Genomic DNA, 15,451 nt, shown 5'->3' on the forward strand with positions numbered 1-15,451 from the left:
GAAATTCCTGCGCCCACATCACCAATTCTGTTCTTAATCGACCAACGCAATTTGATAAACTGCAGGCCGACCTCATATTTGCTCCATCGTCGCTTAACGCTCGAGGCTTCTCTTGGCAAACACCTCTGCAACCCGCTGTCAGCATGAACACTTTAACGCCAGCGCTTTTCTGAAGCATGTTCAGCAAGCGCCGGGCGTGTATGTCATGTACAACGAGCAGCAAGAGATCATCTATGTGGGTAAGGCCAAGCGTTTGCGCGCGCGCCTGTCGAGCTACTTCCGGCCGACCGGCCTTAATGTAAAAACCCAGGCGTTGGTGCGTCGCATTCGTGATATTCAGGTTACTTATACCAATAATGAAACCGAAGCACTGATTCTTGAGCAAACGCTGATCAAGGCGCATCGCCCGCCTTATAACATCCTGCTGCGCGACGATAAGTCGTACCCTTATATCTATCTCAGCGACAAGCACCCCTACCCAGCGCTGGAGTTTCGTCGTGTGCGCCAAAAACGCAGCGATGGCCGCTATTTCGGGCCGTTCACCAGTTCGCTGGCGGTACGTGAGAGCCTATCGCTGATCCAAAAGATTTTCCGCTTGCGCAATTGCAAGGACAGCTTCTTCGCCAACCGCTCGCGGCCCTGCCTGCAATACCAGATTGGCCGTTGCAGTGCGCCCTGCGTTGACCTGATTAGCCGCGACGACTATCGCCGCGATCTCGATAATGCGACCAAGTGTCTGGAAGGAAAGAGCGAAGAGGTAACTGCGCAGCTTAGCCACGACATGGAAAATGCCGCTGCCGCCATGGAGTTCGAAAAGGCTGCCTGGCTACGCGATCAAATCCAGCAGTTACGGCATTTGCAAACCCAGCAAACCGTAGAAGTGCAGGAAGGCGATGCCGACGTATTCGCCTATGTGCAGCGGCCGGGCGGCTTCGTTATCACACTGATGACGGTGCGCCAGGGACGCGTTATGGGCAGCCAGCACTTTACGCCGCGCAACGGTTTGGACGTCAACCAAAGCGAACTGCTCGGCGGCACCATCGCACAGTACTACATTGGCGGTGAGCGCAAGATTCCCCATGAAATCATTACCAGTGAGCCGGTTGACGATAGCAGCACTCTGCAGCAGGCGCTTGGAGCGCAAGCCGGGCGTGCGGTACGCCTCACCCATCAGGTACGCGGCCATCGCGCGCAGTGGCAGCAGTTGGCGATCACCAATGCCAACCAGCACCTTGCCTCGGAGCTGGCCAACCAGCAGCGCATCATGGAACGCTTCATCGCACTGCGCGATCTTCTCCAACTGGATGACGTACCAACGCGGCTTGAGTGCTTCGACATTAGCCATAGCCACGGTGAAGCGACGGTAGCGTCCTGCGTGGTGTTCGATCAAAACGGCCCGCTGAAATCCGACTATCGCCGTTTTAATATCGAAGGCGTAGCCGCCGGCGACGACTATGCTGCCATGCGACAGGCGCTTCAGCGCCGCTACAAGCGGATTGTGTCAGAAGATGCCAAACGCCCCGACCTGCTGGTGATCGACGGCGGTAAAGGACAACTGAACATGGCCCGTGAGGCACTGGCAGAAATTGACGGGATTGGCCCGATGAAGGTAATGGGCGTTGCCAAGGGCGTAACACGCAAGGCGGGGCTCGAAACGCTCTACCTTGAAACGCCCGAGCACAGCATTGAGGTCGATGCGACCTCGCCCGCGCTACACCTGCTCCAGCATATTCGCGACGAATCCCATCGTTTTGCCATTACTGGTCATCGTCAGCGCCGCGATAAAGCGCGCCGTACGTCGACATTGCAGGAGATACAGGGCGTTGGCCCCAAACGACGCCGTGAGCTGCTGCGCTATTTTGGTGGCTTGCAGGGCGTGAAAGAGGCCAGCCGCGACGATCTCGCTAAGGTACCTGGCGTTAGTGCACAACTGGCCGGCCAAATTCATGCTGCACTGCATGGCCACTGACACCTGGATTGCCCACTGCGGTTGGCAACGCGCGAACGCAGTACCGATAAGCGACTGATGTCGAACACCGACAGCAGCGCACAATGCTTAAGATAAGGTTGCGGATAAGAGCCCCAGCGATTAGCGTTTCCTTCCGGCTTTCCCTAAAATGAGCATGAAGAGTGTTAAGGCGAAGCACGTTACGAAATCTTGGCAGTGCTGACCGTCCCCTGCGCTTATTAAAATGCGCGCAGGCGAGGATGGGCCGCTAACCAATGCTGTAAAGCGGATCGCATTTAGCGTTTCACCCGACAGAAAGCCCCTTGGTAGGCTTTTCGCTTAGGCGCCGCAGAGCGTCGCAATGCGTAAGGAATTTCCCATAAATGAATATTCCCAACATTCTGACGCTGGTTAGGATCGTTTTTATTCCGCTTCTGGTAGTCACCTTCTACCTGCCAACCCCGATGAGCTACCCGCTTGCCGCCATCCTGTTTGGTGCTGCCGCTGTCACCGACTGGTTCGATGGCTTTCTAGCGCGTCGCTGGAACCAAAGCACGCCTTTCGGCGCCTTCCTCGACCCAGTCGCCGACAAGCTCATCGTCGCCGTTGCTCTCGCGCTACTCATCGAACGCTACGCCGATGTCTGGATGACGCTACCGTCGCTAGTGATTATCGGACGCGAAATCGTGATCTCCGCGCTGCGCGAATGGATGGCCGAACTCGGCAAACGCGCCAATGTTGCGGTGTCGTATATAGGCAAAGTCAAAACCGCACTGCAAATGTTCTCCATCTTCCTGCTGCTCGGCGCCCCGCTTCACTCCGCCACCGCCCTCGCCGCCGGACTGATGCTCTACGCCGCCGCACTGCTTACGCTATGGTCGATGTTCCAATACCTACGCGCCGCCTGGCCGGAGCTGGTCAGGGATTTGTAGCAAGCTGATCTTCATTGATGAAAACCGCCGAAAGGCGGTTTTTTGTGGGGGACTAGAAAAGTTGGAACTCATCAAGGAAGGCTGAGTAGAGCAGCGCGAGCAGAGCATTCTTGAAATACAAAGGCCACTCTGGATCGAGGTTCTCAGGCTGCCTGTGCGGCAGCGCACCAGTGCATTCCGCGCCTCACCTGCACAACATCTTTCTAAGCTGCCTGTGCGGCAGCGCACTAAGAGCGCCAAATTTAGGCTCTATCTCGATTTTTCTAAGCTGCCTGTGCGGCAGCGCACCTGGCAGGTTGTGGATACTAAACCCGCTTGGGTTTCTAAGCTGCCTGTGCGGCAGCGCACGCGTGCCACCGATAGCCGACAACGCAGGAACGTTTCTAAGCTGCCTGTGCGGCAGCGCACTAGCGCCAACCAAGATTAACCTGTTGATAATTCGACGACAAACGACAAATTGGAGGCTATCACCCTTTTTCTTGAGTGGTAGTTAACCTATTGATTTTAAATAGTCTGTGACATGTGGAAGAAAAAGGGTGCTAGGTGTGAAGCCGAACGGGGAAGACTGGAAACTGATCGGTACATCAACGTTCGCGGTAGCTGCCACCAGCGGATAGCGCTTCAAGACGACATAAAAAAACCCGGCTAAGAAGCCGGGCCATAACAGGGATCATTGCAAGGGAACACTAGATCAGACGCAATACAGCGGAGAAAGTTCCCCAACGATCTCAAATTATTTGCTGCACCCTGCGATGAGATCGCCATAGGTACAACAGATGGGAACTGGTGCGGGCGGCGGGACTTGAACCCGCACGATCTTACGATCGAGAGATTTTCTTACCTGCTACGGCTTTCGCCGCCACTATCGCCACAAGCGACAATGTTTGTGGTCTGGACTATCCCTTCATCATGGCCGAATAACGGCGTTAGATGCTGCCCGTCTAGTCTCTACACCTTCCCCAATCGCAGCAGCGTCAGGGCTTGGCTCGGGATTGGCATAAACCAATGGTTGTTAGCTTTCCCCGACTTTGAGCAGTTCTACATCCAGCGTTTCCACCGGTGCACTCAAGTTGTGGTTTAAGTCTCTTGTGTCTACCGATTCCACCACGCCCGCTTGAGTCGGTGCCTATTGTGGACAAATTTGTATCCCGCGTCTAGCGTTAGCTAACTCAACACGTTGATTTTTATCGAGATCACTTCGTATCTAGAGATGCTCTAATAACGTACGCATCATCGCGTCGATGGCTGTTTTAATTCAGGTTAACCGCTATTATCGAAAAGCGCCTACAAATGGCGTGCGTTGCTCTTAAGGCAACGAATAAAAATTCGATCGCCACTACACAGAGGTAGTCATGCCACTTATTCGCTTTGATTTGATTGAAGGTCGTTCTGATGAAGAACTCGCCACGCTACTGGATGCCGCCCACGAAGCGATGCTGGAAGCCTTCAAGGTACCAGCTGGAGACCGCTATCAGTTGGTATACCAGCATAAACCTGCCGCGGTACGCATCGAGGATACGGGCTTAGGCATCGAACGCACGCAAAACGTGCTGATTGTTTCAATAACAACACGCCCCCGCACCAGAGAGGAGAAAGTGGCATTCAATCAGCTATTGGTTGAAAAGCTGGAGCAGCGCTGCGGCATCGCGTCGTCAGACGTCATGATCAATTACGTTACCAATAGCGACGAAGACTGGTCATTTGGCCACGGCGAAGCCCAATTTCTGACGGGAAAGCTGTAACGAAACCTGATCTACCGCCGAGAAGCGGAACATAGACGATTTTTGAGGGGGATAATTCAAGGAATGGAGGCTGGAGTCGGAATCGAACCGGCGTACACGGAGTTGCAGTCCGCTGCATAACCACTCTGCCATCCAGCCTCTGACTGATCCAGAGAGGACCAGCATGTGCGTTGGAGCGGGAAACGAGGCTCGAACTCGCGACCTCCACCTTGGCAAGGTGGCGCTCTACCAACTGAGCTATTCCCGCTTGTGCACGAGGGCGAAGTATACGGATCAACAGAGGATTGTCAATCGAAGTTGTTGCTTTGAAGGGAAATTCTTCATGTAGCACAGTCGGTTACTGCGGCGTAAACAGCGATACATCGGTTCGCGAACTACCACACCGCCTCGGGCCAAAACCACATCGCTCGTAATCGACCGAGCCCTGCGGACAGTACTGGTGCACTCCTTTCTGAGTCAGAAGCGAACGTACCTTCCCTTCCTACCCTAAGCCAATACTGCAGTTCGGCTCCATTTTGCGCCACAGACGAAGCTCAACGATAGGCGGCCTGATGACGTCAGCTTGCAAAAGACGGCTCGATAACCAAGGCACAGTGCTGGATAGAAGCAAAAAGCCGGGCGCGTGCCCGGCTATTCATTACTGCTTGACCCAACCTTTGCCTGACATGCAGTTATCAAAGGTAGCATCATTACCTGCCTGCTTTTGCATTACCTGACATTGCGCGGTGTCAGCGCTTCTGTCTTGAGAGGTCGCATCGGGCTTAACCCACTCACCGCCGCCACAGGCAGCCAGAGCAAACGCAGAAAGAAGCCCAACGACCGGAAGACCCAAATATTTCATTTATTCGCCTCACTAAAGCAAGTTACCCAATAAGCCAACCAGCGATCGAATCGCGATCAGCGCATATAACTCATAGTCTAGCCCCAAGATAGAAAGCGCACTACATCAATGCTGTATTAGTTTGTAAGTAGCCAGTTTATTAAAATTAACTTACGCGATGGCGACGCATCTTCAGTTTCAATGTTTTGACTACAGTAGCAGAACAAGATTGGCGTAAATTGTTAGCGACGGATGGAAAAATAAATATTCCAATACTGAATCCAAGCAAACCAGCATTTACCTCAGAATAATTGAATAACACACTTGCCTATCGTCAACGCTAGCACGCCACGTATTTCCCTACCCAAACGGCAGGGTGATATCGAAATGCGGGGCGCGTGCGCGGTTATCATCCAAATCGACGAAGTGGCCGGATACACCGAAGGTGCGCTCCACCAGGCCGGACTTGGCGAGCCCGTGGGCATCTCCCTGGAATAACGTGCGCCCTTGGCACAGCAGCGTTAGCTGATCGCTGATGCTCATTGCCTGGTTAACGTCGTGTAGCACCATCAGCACCGATACGCCTTTTTCGGAGCGTAGCCGATGCAGCACTTCGAGCACTTCTACCTGATAGCCAATATCAAGGAACGAAGTAGGCTCATCCAATACCAGCACGCTTGGCTCCTGCGCCAAGGCCGCCGCAATCCAGGCGCGCTGCCGCTCGCCGCCAGACAGCTCTCGCAGGGTGCGTTCGGCCAGCGATGTTAGGCCAGTGCACGCCAACGCATGGGTGATCGCGTGGATATCTTCAGCACGATAGCGTCCCAGCAATCCTACGTGAGCAAAACGCCCCTGACGCACCAGTTGTTCTACCGTCATTTCATCGGGCGCCAGCGGTTGCTGAGGCAAAAACGCAAGCTTTTTGGCCAGCACTTTACGCGGCATTGACGCCACCACTTCGCCGTCGAGCTCTACCCGGCCCTGAGAAGGTGTCACCAGCCCTGCCATGGCGTGAAGCGCGGTGCTCTTGCCGGAGCCGTTGGGCCCGATCAGCGCGTGGATAGAGCCGGGGGCAATTGCCAGTGAAAAGTTATCGAGCGCCATGTGGCGACCATAGCGAACATTTAGCGCCGTTGCGCTGTACTGCATGCTACCTCCTCATGGGCCTACGTAAGATATAGGCCAGTACCGGCACCCCAATAATCACGGTGACAACGCCAACCGGAATTTCTTCGACCTGACCGATCAACCGCCCGGCAAGATCGCTCGCGACCATCATCAGCATGCCCAATGCAGCGCTGAACACTAGCTCGATACCGGGTGCATTGCTGGCCATACTGCGTGCAATATGCGGCACCACCAGCCCCACGAATACGATCGGCCCAACCGTCCCCACGGCGCTGGCCGCCATCACTGCGGCCAATAGCAGCAGCAGAGGGAAATAGCACCGGTAACACAGTCCAAACGAGCGCGAAATATCATGCCCCAGTCCCAACAACTGAAGCGGACGCCGCAGCAGCACGAGCAGCGCTAATGAGACCAGGGTGTAGGGCAGCAGATACCGCACGTGTTCCCAGCTACGGCCATACAGCGTGCCGGTCAGCCACTGCAGCACCACATCCATACGCGTGGTTCCCCACGCCGCCATTACTCCTACCGCCAATGCCTGCAGCAGCGCACCCACCGCCACGCCACACAAGGTGAGATGCCAGGGCCCCACCCGATGCTTTAACGCCAGCAGATAAATAACCAAAGCGCTCAATAATCCACCCAGCGTGGCGATCGACGGCAGCCACTCCAGCGGCAACGCTGGCAGGACCCCTGAGCCGATGTGATGAACAAACACCGACAGCAAAAGAAACAGCGACGCCGCAAAACTGGCGCCTTGAGAGATACCGATGATGGAAGGATCGGCTAACGGATTAGCGGTGATACGCTGAAGAATTGTTCCCGACAACGCTAACTGCATACCCGCTAACGCGCCTGTCAGGATGCGCGGCAGACGGATATCGAGAATGATTGAGCGCGCTTCTTCGCTGCCCTTTCCGGTAAATACGGCCACGATGTCGGCCATCGAGGTATCGACAACGCCCAGTAACACCGCAGCGATCGGCACGCCCACTAATAAGATGCTAAGCCACAGCCATTGCTGCCAGCGCACTTGGCCGCGGCGACAAACGTATTGTTCCATTATCCCGCCCTAAGAATACGGCTGGATTGAATCAGCCACAGCAGCATGGGGGCCCCTAACAAGGCGGTGAGAAACCCAATCGGTACTTCGCGGGGTATGGCAATCGTGCGCGCCAGCAAATCGGCCCCCATCAACACCACACCGCCAACCAACGCACACAGCAAACATGCCACCACCGACGATGAGGGGCGCAGCAGTCTCGTAATATGGGGAGCAATCAATCCCACCAACGCCACCGGCCCGGCAATCGAGCTCACTGCGGCGACCGGCACTACCGCAAGCACCAGCAGCAGCGGTTTCCAGCGCCGGATATCCAGCCCTGCCCCCACCGCGACCTCGTCGCTCGTACCCAGCAGATCAAGCACCCGATGACACAGCAAAATGCATACCAGACTGCTAAGCACCCACGGCAGCAAGAACAGCAACTGCATCCATGAGCGCCCCTGGAAACCGCCCGCCAGCCAAAACAGCAGCGTGGGGCTATCGGCGCCGTGGCGCAAAATAACCCAGGTGGTCAAGGCGCTTAACCACAGCGATACACACATGCCCGCCAGCACCAGCTGAGCGCGCCCATATCGGCCTTGCCGTGCAATCCACCAGCTCAGCATCGCCGCGGCGACACCGCCGATAACCCCGATGGGTGGATACCAGAAGGAAGAAAGACGCGGCAATAATACAAAGCAGCACACAATTGGAAATACGGTGCCAGCGGTCACGCCGGTCATGCCGGGGCCTGCCAAAGGATTACGGCATAACCGCTGCAGCACCCAGCCTGATAGCGCCAGACCAGCCCCACCGAACAGCGCCGCCAGACTGCGCGGCAGGCGTAAATCCCACACCATAACGGTAGGAATTCGTGCCGCCTGCCCCACCAGCACCGCCCATACCTGATTCGCTGGAATGAAGCGATTGCCAGCCATCACCGCCACCAGCAGCAGCCCCAACCCGATTACCAGCGCTGCGATCAGCATCGATATATCCCGACGCCTAGACGGTACTCTGCTTCGTACTGCTGCCATTACTGCCATAGTGTCTGGGGAATATAGCGTCGCCCGATGGCTTGCGTATCAACGGCCGGGAACGCCTCGGGATAGAAATAGTGAGCGACTTCCCGCAGCACCACCTCGCGTGCGATAGGCCCATTGGTTTCCACCCACGCATCGCCCACATAATGCACGCGGTTATTTTTGACCGCCGACAGCATCGACCAAACGGGGTTGCTCTCGTGCGGCCGCTCTGGGCCGCTGTCGTACACGAAGATCACCTCAGGGTCCTTTTCGAGCATGGCTTCGAGGCTAATTTCGGCGCCGAAACGGCCGTTGCTGGGTTCCGGCCCCATGATATTGGTACCTCCCAGCGTATTGGCGATGCTGGCAGGAGTCGCTTCGTCATAGAACGAGAACGGCGAGTCGCCCCCCCACATGATCTGGAAACGCGGTCCCGGCTGATGACCAGCAGGAACCTGCAACGCGATATCTACCAGCAACTGACTGAATGCCTCATTGAGCGCTTCGCCGCGTTCTGGCTGGCCCAGCAGTGCCGCCAGTTGCGCCACCTCGTAGTAGCTCTCCTCAAGCAGCTCCATGTTAAGGGCAATGTAGGGCGCAATCTTTTCAAACTGAGCCGCATGACCTTCGGTATAGCGACGCATCGCAATAATGACATCGGGGCGCACGCTCGACAGCACCTCGAGATTAGCGCGCGCTCGCTGGCCTATATTGGTCATTTTTTCGGTAAGACCAAGCAGATAATCGGGAGCGCGCCCTTTCGTCATGTACGTAGACGCCACGGGCATGATGCCCAGAGCCAGCGCGATATCGACCGCAGAATACGAAATTGCCGCAATTCGACGCGGCACCTGCGCCAGTGAAATACGCCTGCCGCGTGCATCAATGATGCTTTTGGTGTCAGCCGCCTGAGCGATTCGGGGGAATGCCCCTGAAGCAACGGTAGATACCAGCAAACACGACAGAGCCGAACCAAGAAATGTGCGTCGTTTCATGAGCGTTCCCAATGAGCCAAGCAATAACAGCTTGATCGAACGGCAAAACACCGAGCGATCACCATGATATTAGGCGGGAATTATTATCATTGAGAGCTTAAAACTAACTGATCCAACTGAAAGGCAATACGATATAATTACAAGCCAATGATTTTTAGACGCTTTTTGAGGGAAGCAACAAAGGCTGTTGCGAAGAAAATGACACGCTAAAATAGCGCGATTTAGAGAAAGGAAGCACCGTGGCTTTATCACACTTTTACTACGTCCTCGGCATGCTGTGTGTCATCGTGCCGATGGCCACCACACTGGCCCTGCTGGCACTCAACATCATCCATTTCCTGCGCGGCCGTCCATCGCTACCCACGCGAAAACTACTGCTGCTATGCCTGATCGCCACGGTGCCAGCGATTATCGGTGTGGCGCTTATCTACCTGTCGGGAAGCTAGCTGCCGCTACCCATCGGTATGCGTCTGCTTGTCGTTTGGCGAACGGCGGTCAGCAGTCGAGCGCTGATCAGAAAGCGCCTCGACCATTTCGGTCAGCTCGGAAAAACCGCGCCGGTACGGCGCATTAACCGCCATCTCACCCGACTGACGCAGACACTCAGTGACCCGAAAATGCACTTCAGGATGATCGCGACCTACCAGCTCCAGCAGCGCCGCGAAGCCTACCTGTAACGCAGCGATTCGTGCACTGTCGCTAACGTCGCTATATTCTTCACTCATGGTGTTTTACTCCTTGGCTGACCATGAAGTTTACCAGAACCCTGATATCCAAGTGGTGCTTGGGCGTGCATACGCCCTCTATACAGAGCGACCTTGGAATACCCCCACGCCGTGACGAGGCAATACGCTGCCGTGCCCCCGTTACCCACTCGTCAACATCGGAATAGCTGTATGACTCTCAAACTTTGGCCCTCGCTACGCAAGATCGCTGTGATTTCGCCCTCCAGCGCGACGCCCCTTGCTGCCTACGAGCAGTGTCTACAGCGCCTCACGGCACTGGGCATCGAGGCGGTGTTCAGCCCTCACCTGAACTATCGCTATCGCTATCTTGCCGGCCGTGTAGACGAACGCTTGCAAGACCTGTACTGGGCCTTCGAGCAGCCCGACATCGATGCAGTGTGGGTACTTCGCGGAGGCTACGGCGCGGCACAATTGATCGAGCATATCGACTGGTCGCGCCTTGAGCGAGCGCGCTCAATTCCGTTAATCGGCTATTCCGATGTGACTGCACTGCTGGTGGCGTTTGCGGCGCAAGGTTTGCGCGCCATCCACGGCAGCACCGCTACCGAGCTGAATCGACTCACGCTGGAAAGCGACGATCTGACAGCAACACCACGCTGGCAGTCGCTCACCTCGATCGAAGCGGCGGTGCAGCGCAAGCCTGGCCATCTATCGCTTGCGAATGCCCCCGCCAATCGCATTCATGGCACGTTGACTGGTGGCAATTTAACGGTGCTTGCCTCGCTCTGCGGCACCCCCGCCGCACTGCAATTGCGCGGACCGTCCATTCTACTATTGGAAGATATTCAAGAAGCCTTCTACGCTCTGGAAAGAAGTTTTGTTCAGCTGCTGCAAAGCGTGGATACCACCCAGATCAAGGCCATCTGTCTAGGCGAGTTTACTCGCTGTGAAGGGCCGCGCGACGCCCCCGAACTGGCGCCGATATTCGAGGACTGGACAGCGTCGCTGGGCATTCCGATCTTCACCGGCGCGGCGCTAGGGCATGACGGAAACAACCACGCATTCGAGCTAGGTGCTGAAGCACAGGTGGGCTCGGCGGGAATTACATGGAATAGTGCTGCCTAAACTGGCCGCCGTGTCCCCCGCTACCCACCTTGCACCGGCGCCTAAACATTAACAGCGCGGTACCGTGACGGCGCTATGGTGGGTAGTGAGCATGACATTATCAAACCCCTTCAGAGACGCCTTTTTTATCTATCGTCACCGCCAGGCGGTGCACGTACTGCGCTCAGTGGTAGCGCTGGCGATACTGTTTGCCCTTCTTTACCTGTTCGATGTTCCCTACGGCAGTTGGACGCTCGTCAGCGCCGTGATGGTGATGGGCAGCCTGCCCCATGTGGGCGGCGTGGTTATCAAGGGTCTTCAGCGCCTACTGGGCACCTTTTTAGGGGCGCTCTATGGCGTTGCCCTATTGCTGTTCATTCACGACAACTTATTGCAGCACGTGCTGACATTAATTGGGATCGGTTTCGCGCTTTACATCACCTTTACCTCTAGACACGGGTATAGCGCCCTGATGTTTAGCATTTCGCTAGTTACTGTGGTGGGCGATAACGATCCCGACATTACCATCGGGATTTGGAGAGCTATTAACGTGCTGGTAGGCACCGGCGTTGCCATTTTGGTGACTGCGCTGGTGCTACCGCAGCGCGCCACCGATGCCGCTCGATTCCTGCTTGCTGACAATATCGACAAGCTCAATCGGCTGTATCAGATATGCATCACCGACTCTACGTTCGACAGTGAACTGAAGCTCAAAATGATCAAAACCGTGAGCGCGCAGTTTGCTACCCAGCGCTCGCTGAGCGATGCGGTACATCAGGAAGGAGACATCAAGCGCAACACGCTGGCAGATATATTGCTGACCGAACAACGCATGATCTCGACGGTGGAGCTGTTACAAGAAACCTTGTGGGACACGCGTGACGGTTATGAAGTGGTCGAACAGTTGGAGGGGTTGCGCGATGAGCAACGCGCGCTTTCCGAGCAACTTTCAGTCGTTGCCCACCAGGTGCGCACCGGGCAACCGATTACCGCCAAGGTAACGCCGTTCTCACTGCAGCGCTATGCAGAACGCGCGCTGCACTGCCAGACGCAAAACGGGCGTTGGCTATACAGTCCCAGCGGTTATCTATGGCTGAATCGCGAACTGGCGATCGCCACCGAGCGACTGATTACAACGCTCAATACAGTGCGACGCTTGCCCAGCCGCCGCCTGAGCCGGCGCGCCCACCGTGCGCATCTAATCGAAGATGGCCACAACACGCCATCGTCCTGAGCACGTTGATCACACCCTGTGGCCACCACCGATCACTCATCGACAGCATAGCGAGCGACGCAGTTGCCAAAGCAGCTCGGGGGGTGCGCTATCGGGCCACAGCCACACGGTATTACCGTTGCAACGCACGCCGATAATGGCTGGCCCAACGCGCAGCGCCTTCATCACCACTTCATTGCCCGACGCATCGAGCCAGCGCTGGGTGCGCTCGTCCCAGCACATCGACGGCAGCTGCGTGCGTGACTCACGCTTGGCTTCATGGGCGAGCAGCAGCAGCACCGCTCCCCCAAGCGCCCAGTGACACCAGACTGCCACCAGCGCCGAACACAGTAACGCGAGCAGCAATCCTGACCAGTAGGCGTATTTAGACGGGCCGAACATTGGAGGTGTGCTGATCGCGGGCAAAGTCGGTAATGCGATCAACGATAGGTTGCAGCGCGGGATTGGCGCACGGTTCCCTGCGCATCAACCACATGAACAGTTCCTGATCCTCACCTTGCAGCAACTGCCAATAGTCATGCTGATCCGCAGCACTTAGCGAATCAAAGCAATGATCGAAGAACGGCACCAGCAGCATGTCGAGCTCCCACATGCCACGGCGAGAGTGCCAGCGCAGTCGTTTACGAGTGGTTTCATCTATCACTTCAGGGTCCTCAGCTCGCCATACGAGCAGTCAACAATCAGTTATCGGCACGCAGTATACGAAGATTAACAAACGCGTGTCGGAACGATCTGCTAATCGATTGTTTTTGCGTAAATTGTTTTTCGCCGATACCAAGGCTATGCTGAATCCTCGAGAGCCTCACGTACAGCACAAACAAGTAGAAGAACAACAGCTTGCCTGTCGGGCAGGCACATCAAACGTCTGGAGAGCAATTCGATGACCAAATCGGAGTTAATTGAACAGATTGCCGCTCAACATCCCGACCTTTCTGCACGAGAGGTAGAAGCTGCGGTACGCTTGATTCTCGATGATATTACCAATGCCTTGGCCAGTGGTGGGCGCGTCGAAATTCGGGGGTTCGGCAGCTTTTCGCTGCACTACCGAGAGCCGCGTGTTGGCCGCAACCCCAAAACGGGTGACTCAGTACCTCTTGAAGGCAAGTTTGTACCTCACTTCAAACCAGGTAAAGAGCTACGTGAGCAGGTGAACGCTAGCCGCACGCTTGGCTACTAACGGTGACATTCCACCAATGATTCCCCACCTACCCTGCGCTGCGGATAGAATAGTATGATCAGCAACGCCGCGAACGTCGGCTAACTGCAAGAGGAACCCTTTTTCATGCGTTGGTTAAAAACCCTAGTGCTGGCGATTATCGCCATCGTCGTTGCACTGCTCGGTATTCTATTCAGCATTCGCAATCAGCAGGAAATTCCGCTCGATATCATCTGGGCCAAGCTTCCCGAGGCTTCACTGGCACTTTGGCTACTGCTTAGTCTGGTGGTGGGTGTCATTCTCGGCATGCTCGCCATGACCGGCATGTACGTGCGTTTGCGCACCCGCCTCGCTGGTGCTCGCAAGGACGTTAAGGTCAAGCAGGCAGAAATCGACCAGCTGAAGAAGCAAGGCGTTCAGGAACAGCGCTAAATGTACGAGGTGCTACTCTATTCCTTCTTGGTAGTAGCACTGGCTATCGGCTGGTGGTTAGGACGTCGCAGCGCTCAGCGCCCTTCCTGCTCACCGGCTCGCCCCTCTGAGCTCTCAAGGGATTACGTCGCCGGGCTGCACTTCCTGCTCGCCGACCAGCCCGATCACGATGTCGAGGCGCTTTCCACAACACTAGAAGTGACCAGCGCCACCATCGACACGCACATCATGTTGGGTCGACTTTTTCGCAGTCGCGGAGAGGCTGATCGCGCCGTCAAGATTCACCAAAATCTGCTCGGCCGGCCGGCGCTAACGAAGTCACAGAATCAGCAGGTAGTGCTAGAACTAGCGCAGGACTTCCAGCGCCTGGGATTACTCGATCGTGCCGAACACCTGCTTAAATCACTGATTAACGATCGCCCAAGTCAGGAGCTCGATTACGCCGCCAAACGCTTGCTGATTGTGCTGTTCGAACAAGAACGAGAATGGCAGCAGGCGCTGGATATCAGCAATCGAAAACTGCTTGCGGACCCTCTGCTTAAACGAGCGGCCGCCAACTGGCACTGCGAATTGATCGAAGAGCTACGCGGCCGCGGCAATCAGGTACAGAAAGCCCACCATCTCAAGCGCGCCCGCGCTATCTGCCCCGACAGCATCCGAGTGAATTGGCTAGCAGCACAGCACGCCAATGAGCAGGGACGATACCGAGACGAGCTGAAAATTCTGGCGCGCATTGCCGAACTGGATCGCGAATTCATTCCACTGATTCTTGATAATCTCAGCGCTGCTTACGAGCATCTAAGAGATCGGGACGGCCTGATCGAACAGTTGGATGAGCTGCTTGAACAACACCCCAGCAGCACGTTAATACTGCTGCGGGCTGAAAAGATGCTGCCCGAGTACGGTGTCAGATCGACGGCTCGCTGGCTGAACGCTCAGATGGACGTTTTTCCTACTGCGCGAGGGATAAGCAAACTGACTGAACTGTGCTGTCAGCTCAGTGAAAAAGATGGCGGTCGACCGTACCTAAGCGGCCTGCGTCACCATCTGGATGCGTTAACACGACATGAGCCCCGCTACTTGTGCCGCCACTGCGGTTTTTCTGCGCAGGTGTCGTATTGGCATTGCCCGCAGTGCCATCAGTGGGAAACAGTGAAACCCACCAATGAATCCGCGCTGCCCAAACTTCCATCGCGGCCTTGAT

At 55.9% G+C, this 15,451-nt stretch carries 17 protein-coding genes, 2 tRNA genes and 1 CRISPR repeat array; of the genes, 9 read left to right on the forward strand and 10 right to left on the reverse strand.

The annotated features are described in order from the left end of the window. The first annotated feature begins 112 nt into the window (after positions 1-112). From uvrC to R84865_RS02625, 3 genes are all read left to right on the forward strand, one after another. On the forward strand, positions 113-1,969 hold the full coding sequence (uvrC, locus tag R84865_RS02615; protein ID WP_435632175.1) for an excinuclease ABC subunit UvrC: 1,857 nt from the start codon (positions 113-115) through the stop codon (positions 1,967-1,969). Between the two features lie 362 nt (positions 1,970-2,331). Further along, positions 2,332-2,880 (forward strand): CDP-diacylglycerol--glycerol-3-phosphate 3-phosphatidyltransferase, encoded by a 549-nt coding sequence (gene pgsA / locus R84865_RS02620; protein ID WP_435632176.1) that lies wholly within the window; start codon positions 2,332-2,334, stop codon positions 2,878-2,880. A 140-nt stretch (positions 2,881-3,020) separates the two neighbouring features. Next, positions 3,021-3,288: a CRISPR direct-repeat array (repeat unit 28 nt; unit sequence TTTCTAAGCTGCCTGTGCGGCAGCGCAC). A gap of 944 nt (positions 3,289-4,232) precedes the next feature. Continuing rightward, positions 4,233-4,622 (forward strand): tautomerase family protein, encoded by a 390-nt coding sequence (locus R84865_RS02625; protein ID WP_435632177.1) that lies wholly within the window; start codon positions 4,233-4,235, stop codon positions 4,620-4,622. A gap of 64 nt (positions 4,623-4,686) precedes the next feature. Here the strand turns inward: R84865_RS02625 and R84865_RS02630 are convergent. From R84865_RS02630 to R84865_RS02660, 7 genes are all read right to left on the reverse strand, one after another. After that, positions 4,687-4,760 (reverse strand) — tRNA-Cys (locus tag R84865_RS02630). A gap of 33 nt (positions 4,761-4,793) precedes the next feature. Continuing rightward, positions 4,794-4,869: transfer RNA gene (locus R84865_RS02635), tRNA-Gly, on the reverse strand. Positions 4,870-5,259: 390 nt separating this feature from the next. Then, on the reverse strand, positions 5,260-5,463 hold the full coding sequence (locus R84865_RS02640; RefSeq protein WP_435632178.1) for a hypothetical protein: 204 nt from the start codon (positions 5,461-5,463) through the stop codon (positions 5,260-5,262). A 339-nt stretch (positions 5,464-5,802) separates the two neighbouring features. Next, entirely contained in the window at positions 5,803-6,591 is a 789-nt protein-coding gene (locus tag R84865_RS02645; RefSeq protein ID WP_435632179.1) for an ABC transporter ATP-binding protein, read from the reverse strand. A 1-nt stretch (position 6,592) separates the two neighbouring features. Beyond that, a complete protein-coding gene (locus tag R84865_RS02650) occupies positions 6,593-7,633 on the reverse strand; it encodes a FecCD family ABC transporter permease (protein WP_435638763.1) in 1,041 nt (346 codons plus the stop codon). After that, complete coding sequence (locus R84865_RS02655) at positions 7,633-8,604, reverse strand: FecCD family ABC transporter permease (RefSeq protein ID WP_435636835.1); 972 nt, start codon at positions 8,602-8,604, stop codon at positions 7,633-7,635. Before R84865_RS02655 ends, R84865_RS02650 begins: the two co-directional genes overlap by 1 nt. A gap of 47 nt (positions 8,605-8,651) precedes the next feature. Continuing rightward, a complete protein-coding gene (locus tag R84865_RS02660) occupies positions 8,652-9,635 on the reverse strand; it encodes an ABC transporter substrate-binding protein (protein WP_435638764.1) in 984 nt (327 codons plus the stop codon). Between the two features lie 239 nt (positions 9,636-9,874). Here R84865_RS02660 and R84865_RS02665 point away from each other — a divergent pair, with 239 nt between their 5' ends. Then, entirely contained in the window at positions 9,875-10,081 is a 207-nt protein-coding gene (locus R84865_RS02665) for a hypothetical protein (RefSeq protein WP_435638765.1), read from the forward strand. 6 nt (positions 10,082-10,087) lie between these two features. Here the strand turns inward: R84865_RS02665 and R84865_RS02670 are convergent, their stop codons facing one another. After that, complete coding sequence (locus tag R84865_RS02670) at positions 10,088-10,360, reverse strand: hypothetical protein (RefSeq protein ID WP_435638766.1); 273 nt, start codon at positions 10,358-10,360, stop codon at positions 10,088-10,090. A 171-nt stretch (positions 10,361-10,531) separates the two neighbouring features. Between R84865_RS02670 and R84865_RS02675 the strand changes: the two genes are divergently transcribed. Further along, on the forward strand, positions 10,532-11,446 hold the full coding sequence (locus R84865_RS02675) for a S66 peptidase family protein (RefSeq protein ID WP_435638767.1): 915 nt from the start codon (positions 10,532-10,534) through the stop codon (positions 11,444-11,446). A 91-nt stretch (positions 11,447-11,537) separates the two neighbouring features. Beyond that, positions 11,538-12,659 (forward strand): FUSC family protein, encoded by a 1,122-nt coding sequence (locus R84865_RS02680; protein ID WP_435638768.1) that lies wholly within the window; start codon positions 11,538-11,540, stop codon positions 12,657-12,659. Positions 12,660-12,695: 36 nt separating this feature from the next. On the opposite strand, the gene R84865_RS02685 is transcribed toward R84865_RS02680, so the two are convergent. Next, entirely contained in the window at positions 12,696-13,040 is a 345-nt protein-coding gene (locus tag R84865_RS02685) for a hypothetical protein (RefSeq protein WP_435632187.1), read from the reverse strand. Continuing rightward, entirely contained in the window at positions 13,024-13,302 is a 279-nt protein-coding gene (locus tag R84865_RS02690; protein ID WP_435632188.1) for an FAD assembly factor SdhE, read from the reverse strand. Before R84865_RS02690 ends, R84865_RS02685 begins: the two co-directional genes overlap by 17 nt. Before the next feature lie 222 nt (positions 13,303-13,524). On the opposite strand from R84865_RS02690, the gene ihfB reads away from it, so the two are divergent. From ihfB to R84865_RS02705, 3 genes are all read left to right on the forward strand, one after another. Further along, positions 13,525-13,836 (forward strand): integration host factor subunit beta, encoded by a 312-nt coding sequence (ihfB, locus tag R84865_RS02695; RefSeq protein WP_435632309.1) that lies wholly within the window; start codon positions 13,525-13,527, stop codon positions 13,834-13,836. A 105-nt stretch (positions 13,837-13,941) separates the two neighbouring features. After that, positions 13,942-14,247, forward strand: a complete 306-nt coding sequence (locus tag R84865_RS02700) for a lipopolysaccharide assembly protein LapA domain-containing protein (protein WP_435632189.1) — start codon at positions 13,942-13,944, stop codon at positions 14,245-14,247. Then, entirely contained in the window at positions 14,248-15,450 is a 1,203-nt protein-coding gene (locus R84865_RS02705; RefSeq protein WP_435638769.1) for a tetratricopeptide repeat protein, read from the forward strand. The last annotated feature ends 1 nt before the right edge of the window (position 15,451 follow it).

It is taken from the genome of Carnimonas bestiolae (assembly GCF_051251145.1).
In the GTDB taxonomy this organism is placed as follows: Bacteria; Pseudomonadota; Gammaproteobacteria; order Pseudomonadales; family Halomonadaceae; genus Carnimonas; species Carnimonas bestiolae.

Bases quoted from the DNA above. Each gene is read 5' to 3' on its own strand.
- R84865_RS02625 (WP_435632177.1), top strand. From the start codon at position 4,233: ATGCCACTTATTCGCTTTGATTTGATTGAAGGTCGTTCTGATGAAGAA.
- R84865_RS02705 (WP_435638769.1), top strand. From the start codon at position 14,248: ATGTACGAGGTGCTACTCTATTCCTTCTTGGTAGTAGCACTGGCTATC.
- R84865_RS02640 (WP_435632178.1), bottom strand. From the start codon at position 5,463: ATGAAATATTTGGGTCTTCCGGTCGTTGGGCTTCTTTCTGCGTTTGCT.
- R84865_RS02655 (WP_435636835.1), bottom strand. From the start codon at position 8,604: ATGCTGATCGCAGCGCTGGTAATCGGGTTGGGGCTGCTGCTGGTGGCG.
- R84865_RS02675 (WP_435638767.1), top strand. From the start codon at position 10,532: ATGACTCTCAAACTTTGGCCCTCGCTACGCAAGATCGCTGTGATTTCG.
- R84865_RS02650 (WP_435638763.1), bottom strand. From the start codon at position 7,633: ATGGAACAATACGTTTGTCGCCGCGGCCAAGTGCGCTGGCAGCAATGG.
- R84865_RS02680 (WP_435638768.1), top strand. From the start codon at position 11,538: ATGACATTATCAAACCCCTTCAGAGACGCCTTTTTTATCTATCGTCAC.
- R84865_RS02645 (WP_435632179.1), bottom strand. From the start codon at position 6,591: ATGCAGTACAGCGCAACGGCGCTAAATGTTCGCTATGGTCGCCACATG.
- R84865_RS02660 (WP_435638764.1), bottom strand. From the start codon at position 9,635: ATGAAACGACGCACATTTCTTGGTTCGGCTCTGTCGTGTTTGCTGGTA.
- R84865_RS02685 (WP_435632187.1), bottom strand. From the start codon at position 13,040: ATGTTCGGCCCGTCTAAATACGCCTACTGGTCAGGATTGCTGCTCGCG.
- R84865_RS02700 (WP_435632189.1), top strand. From the start codon at position 13,942: ATGCGTTGGTTAAAAACCCTAGTGCTGGCGATTATCGCCATCGTCGTT.
- pgsA (WP_435632176.1), top strand. From the start codon at position 2,332: ATGAATATTCCCAACATTCTGACGCTGGTTAGGATCGTTTTTATTCCG.
- R84865_RS02670 (WP_435638766.1), bottom strand. From the start codon at position 10,360: ATGAGTGAAGAATATAGCGACGTTAGCGACAGTGCACGAATCGCTGCG.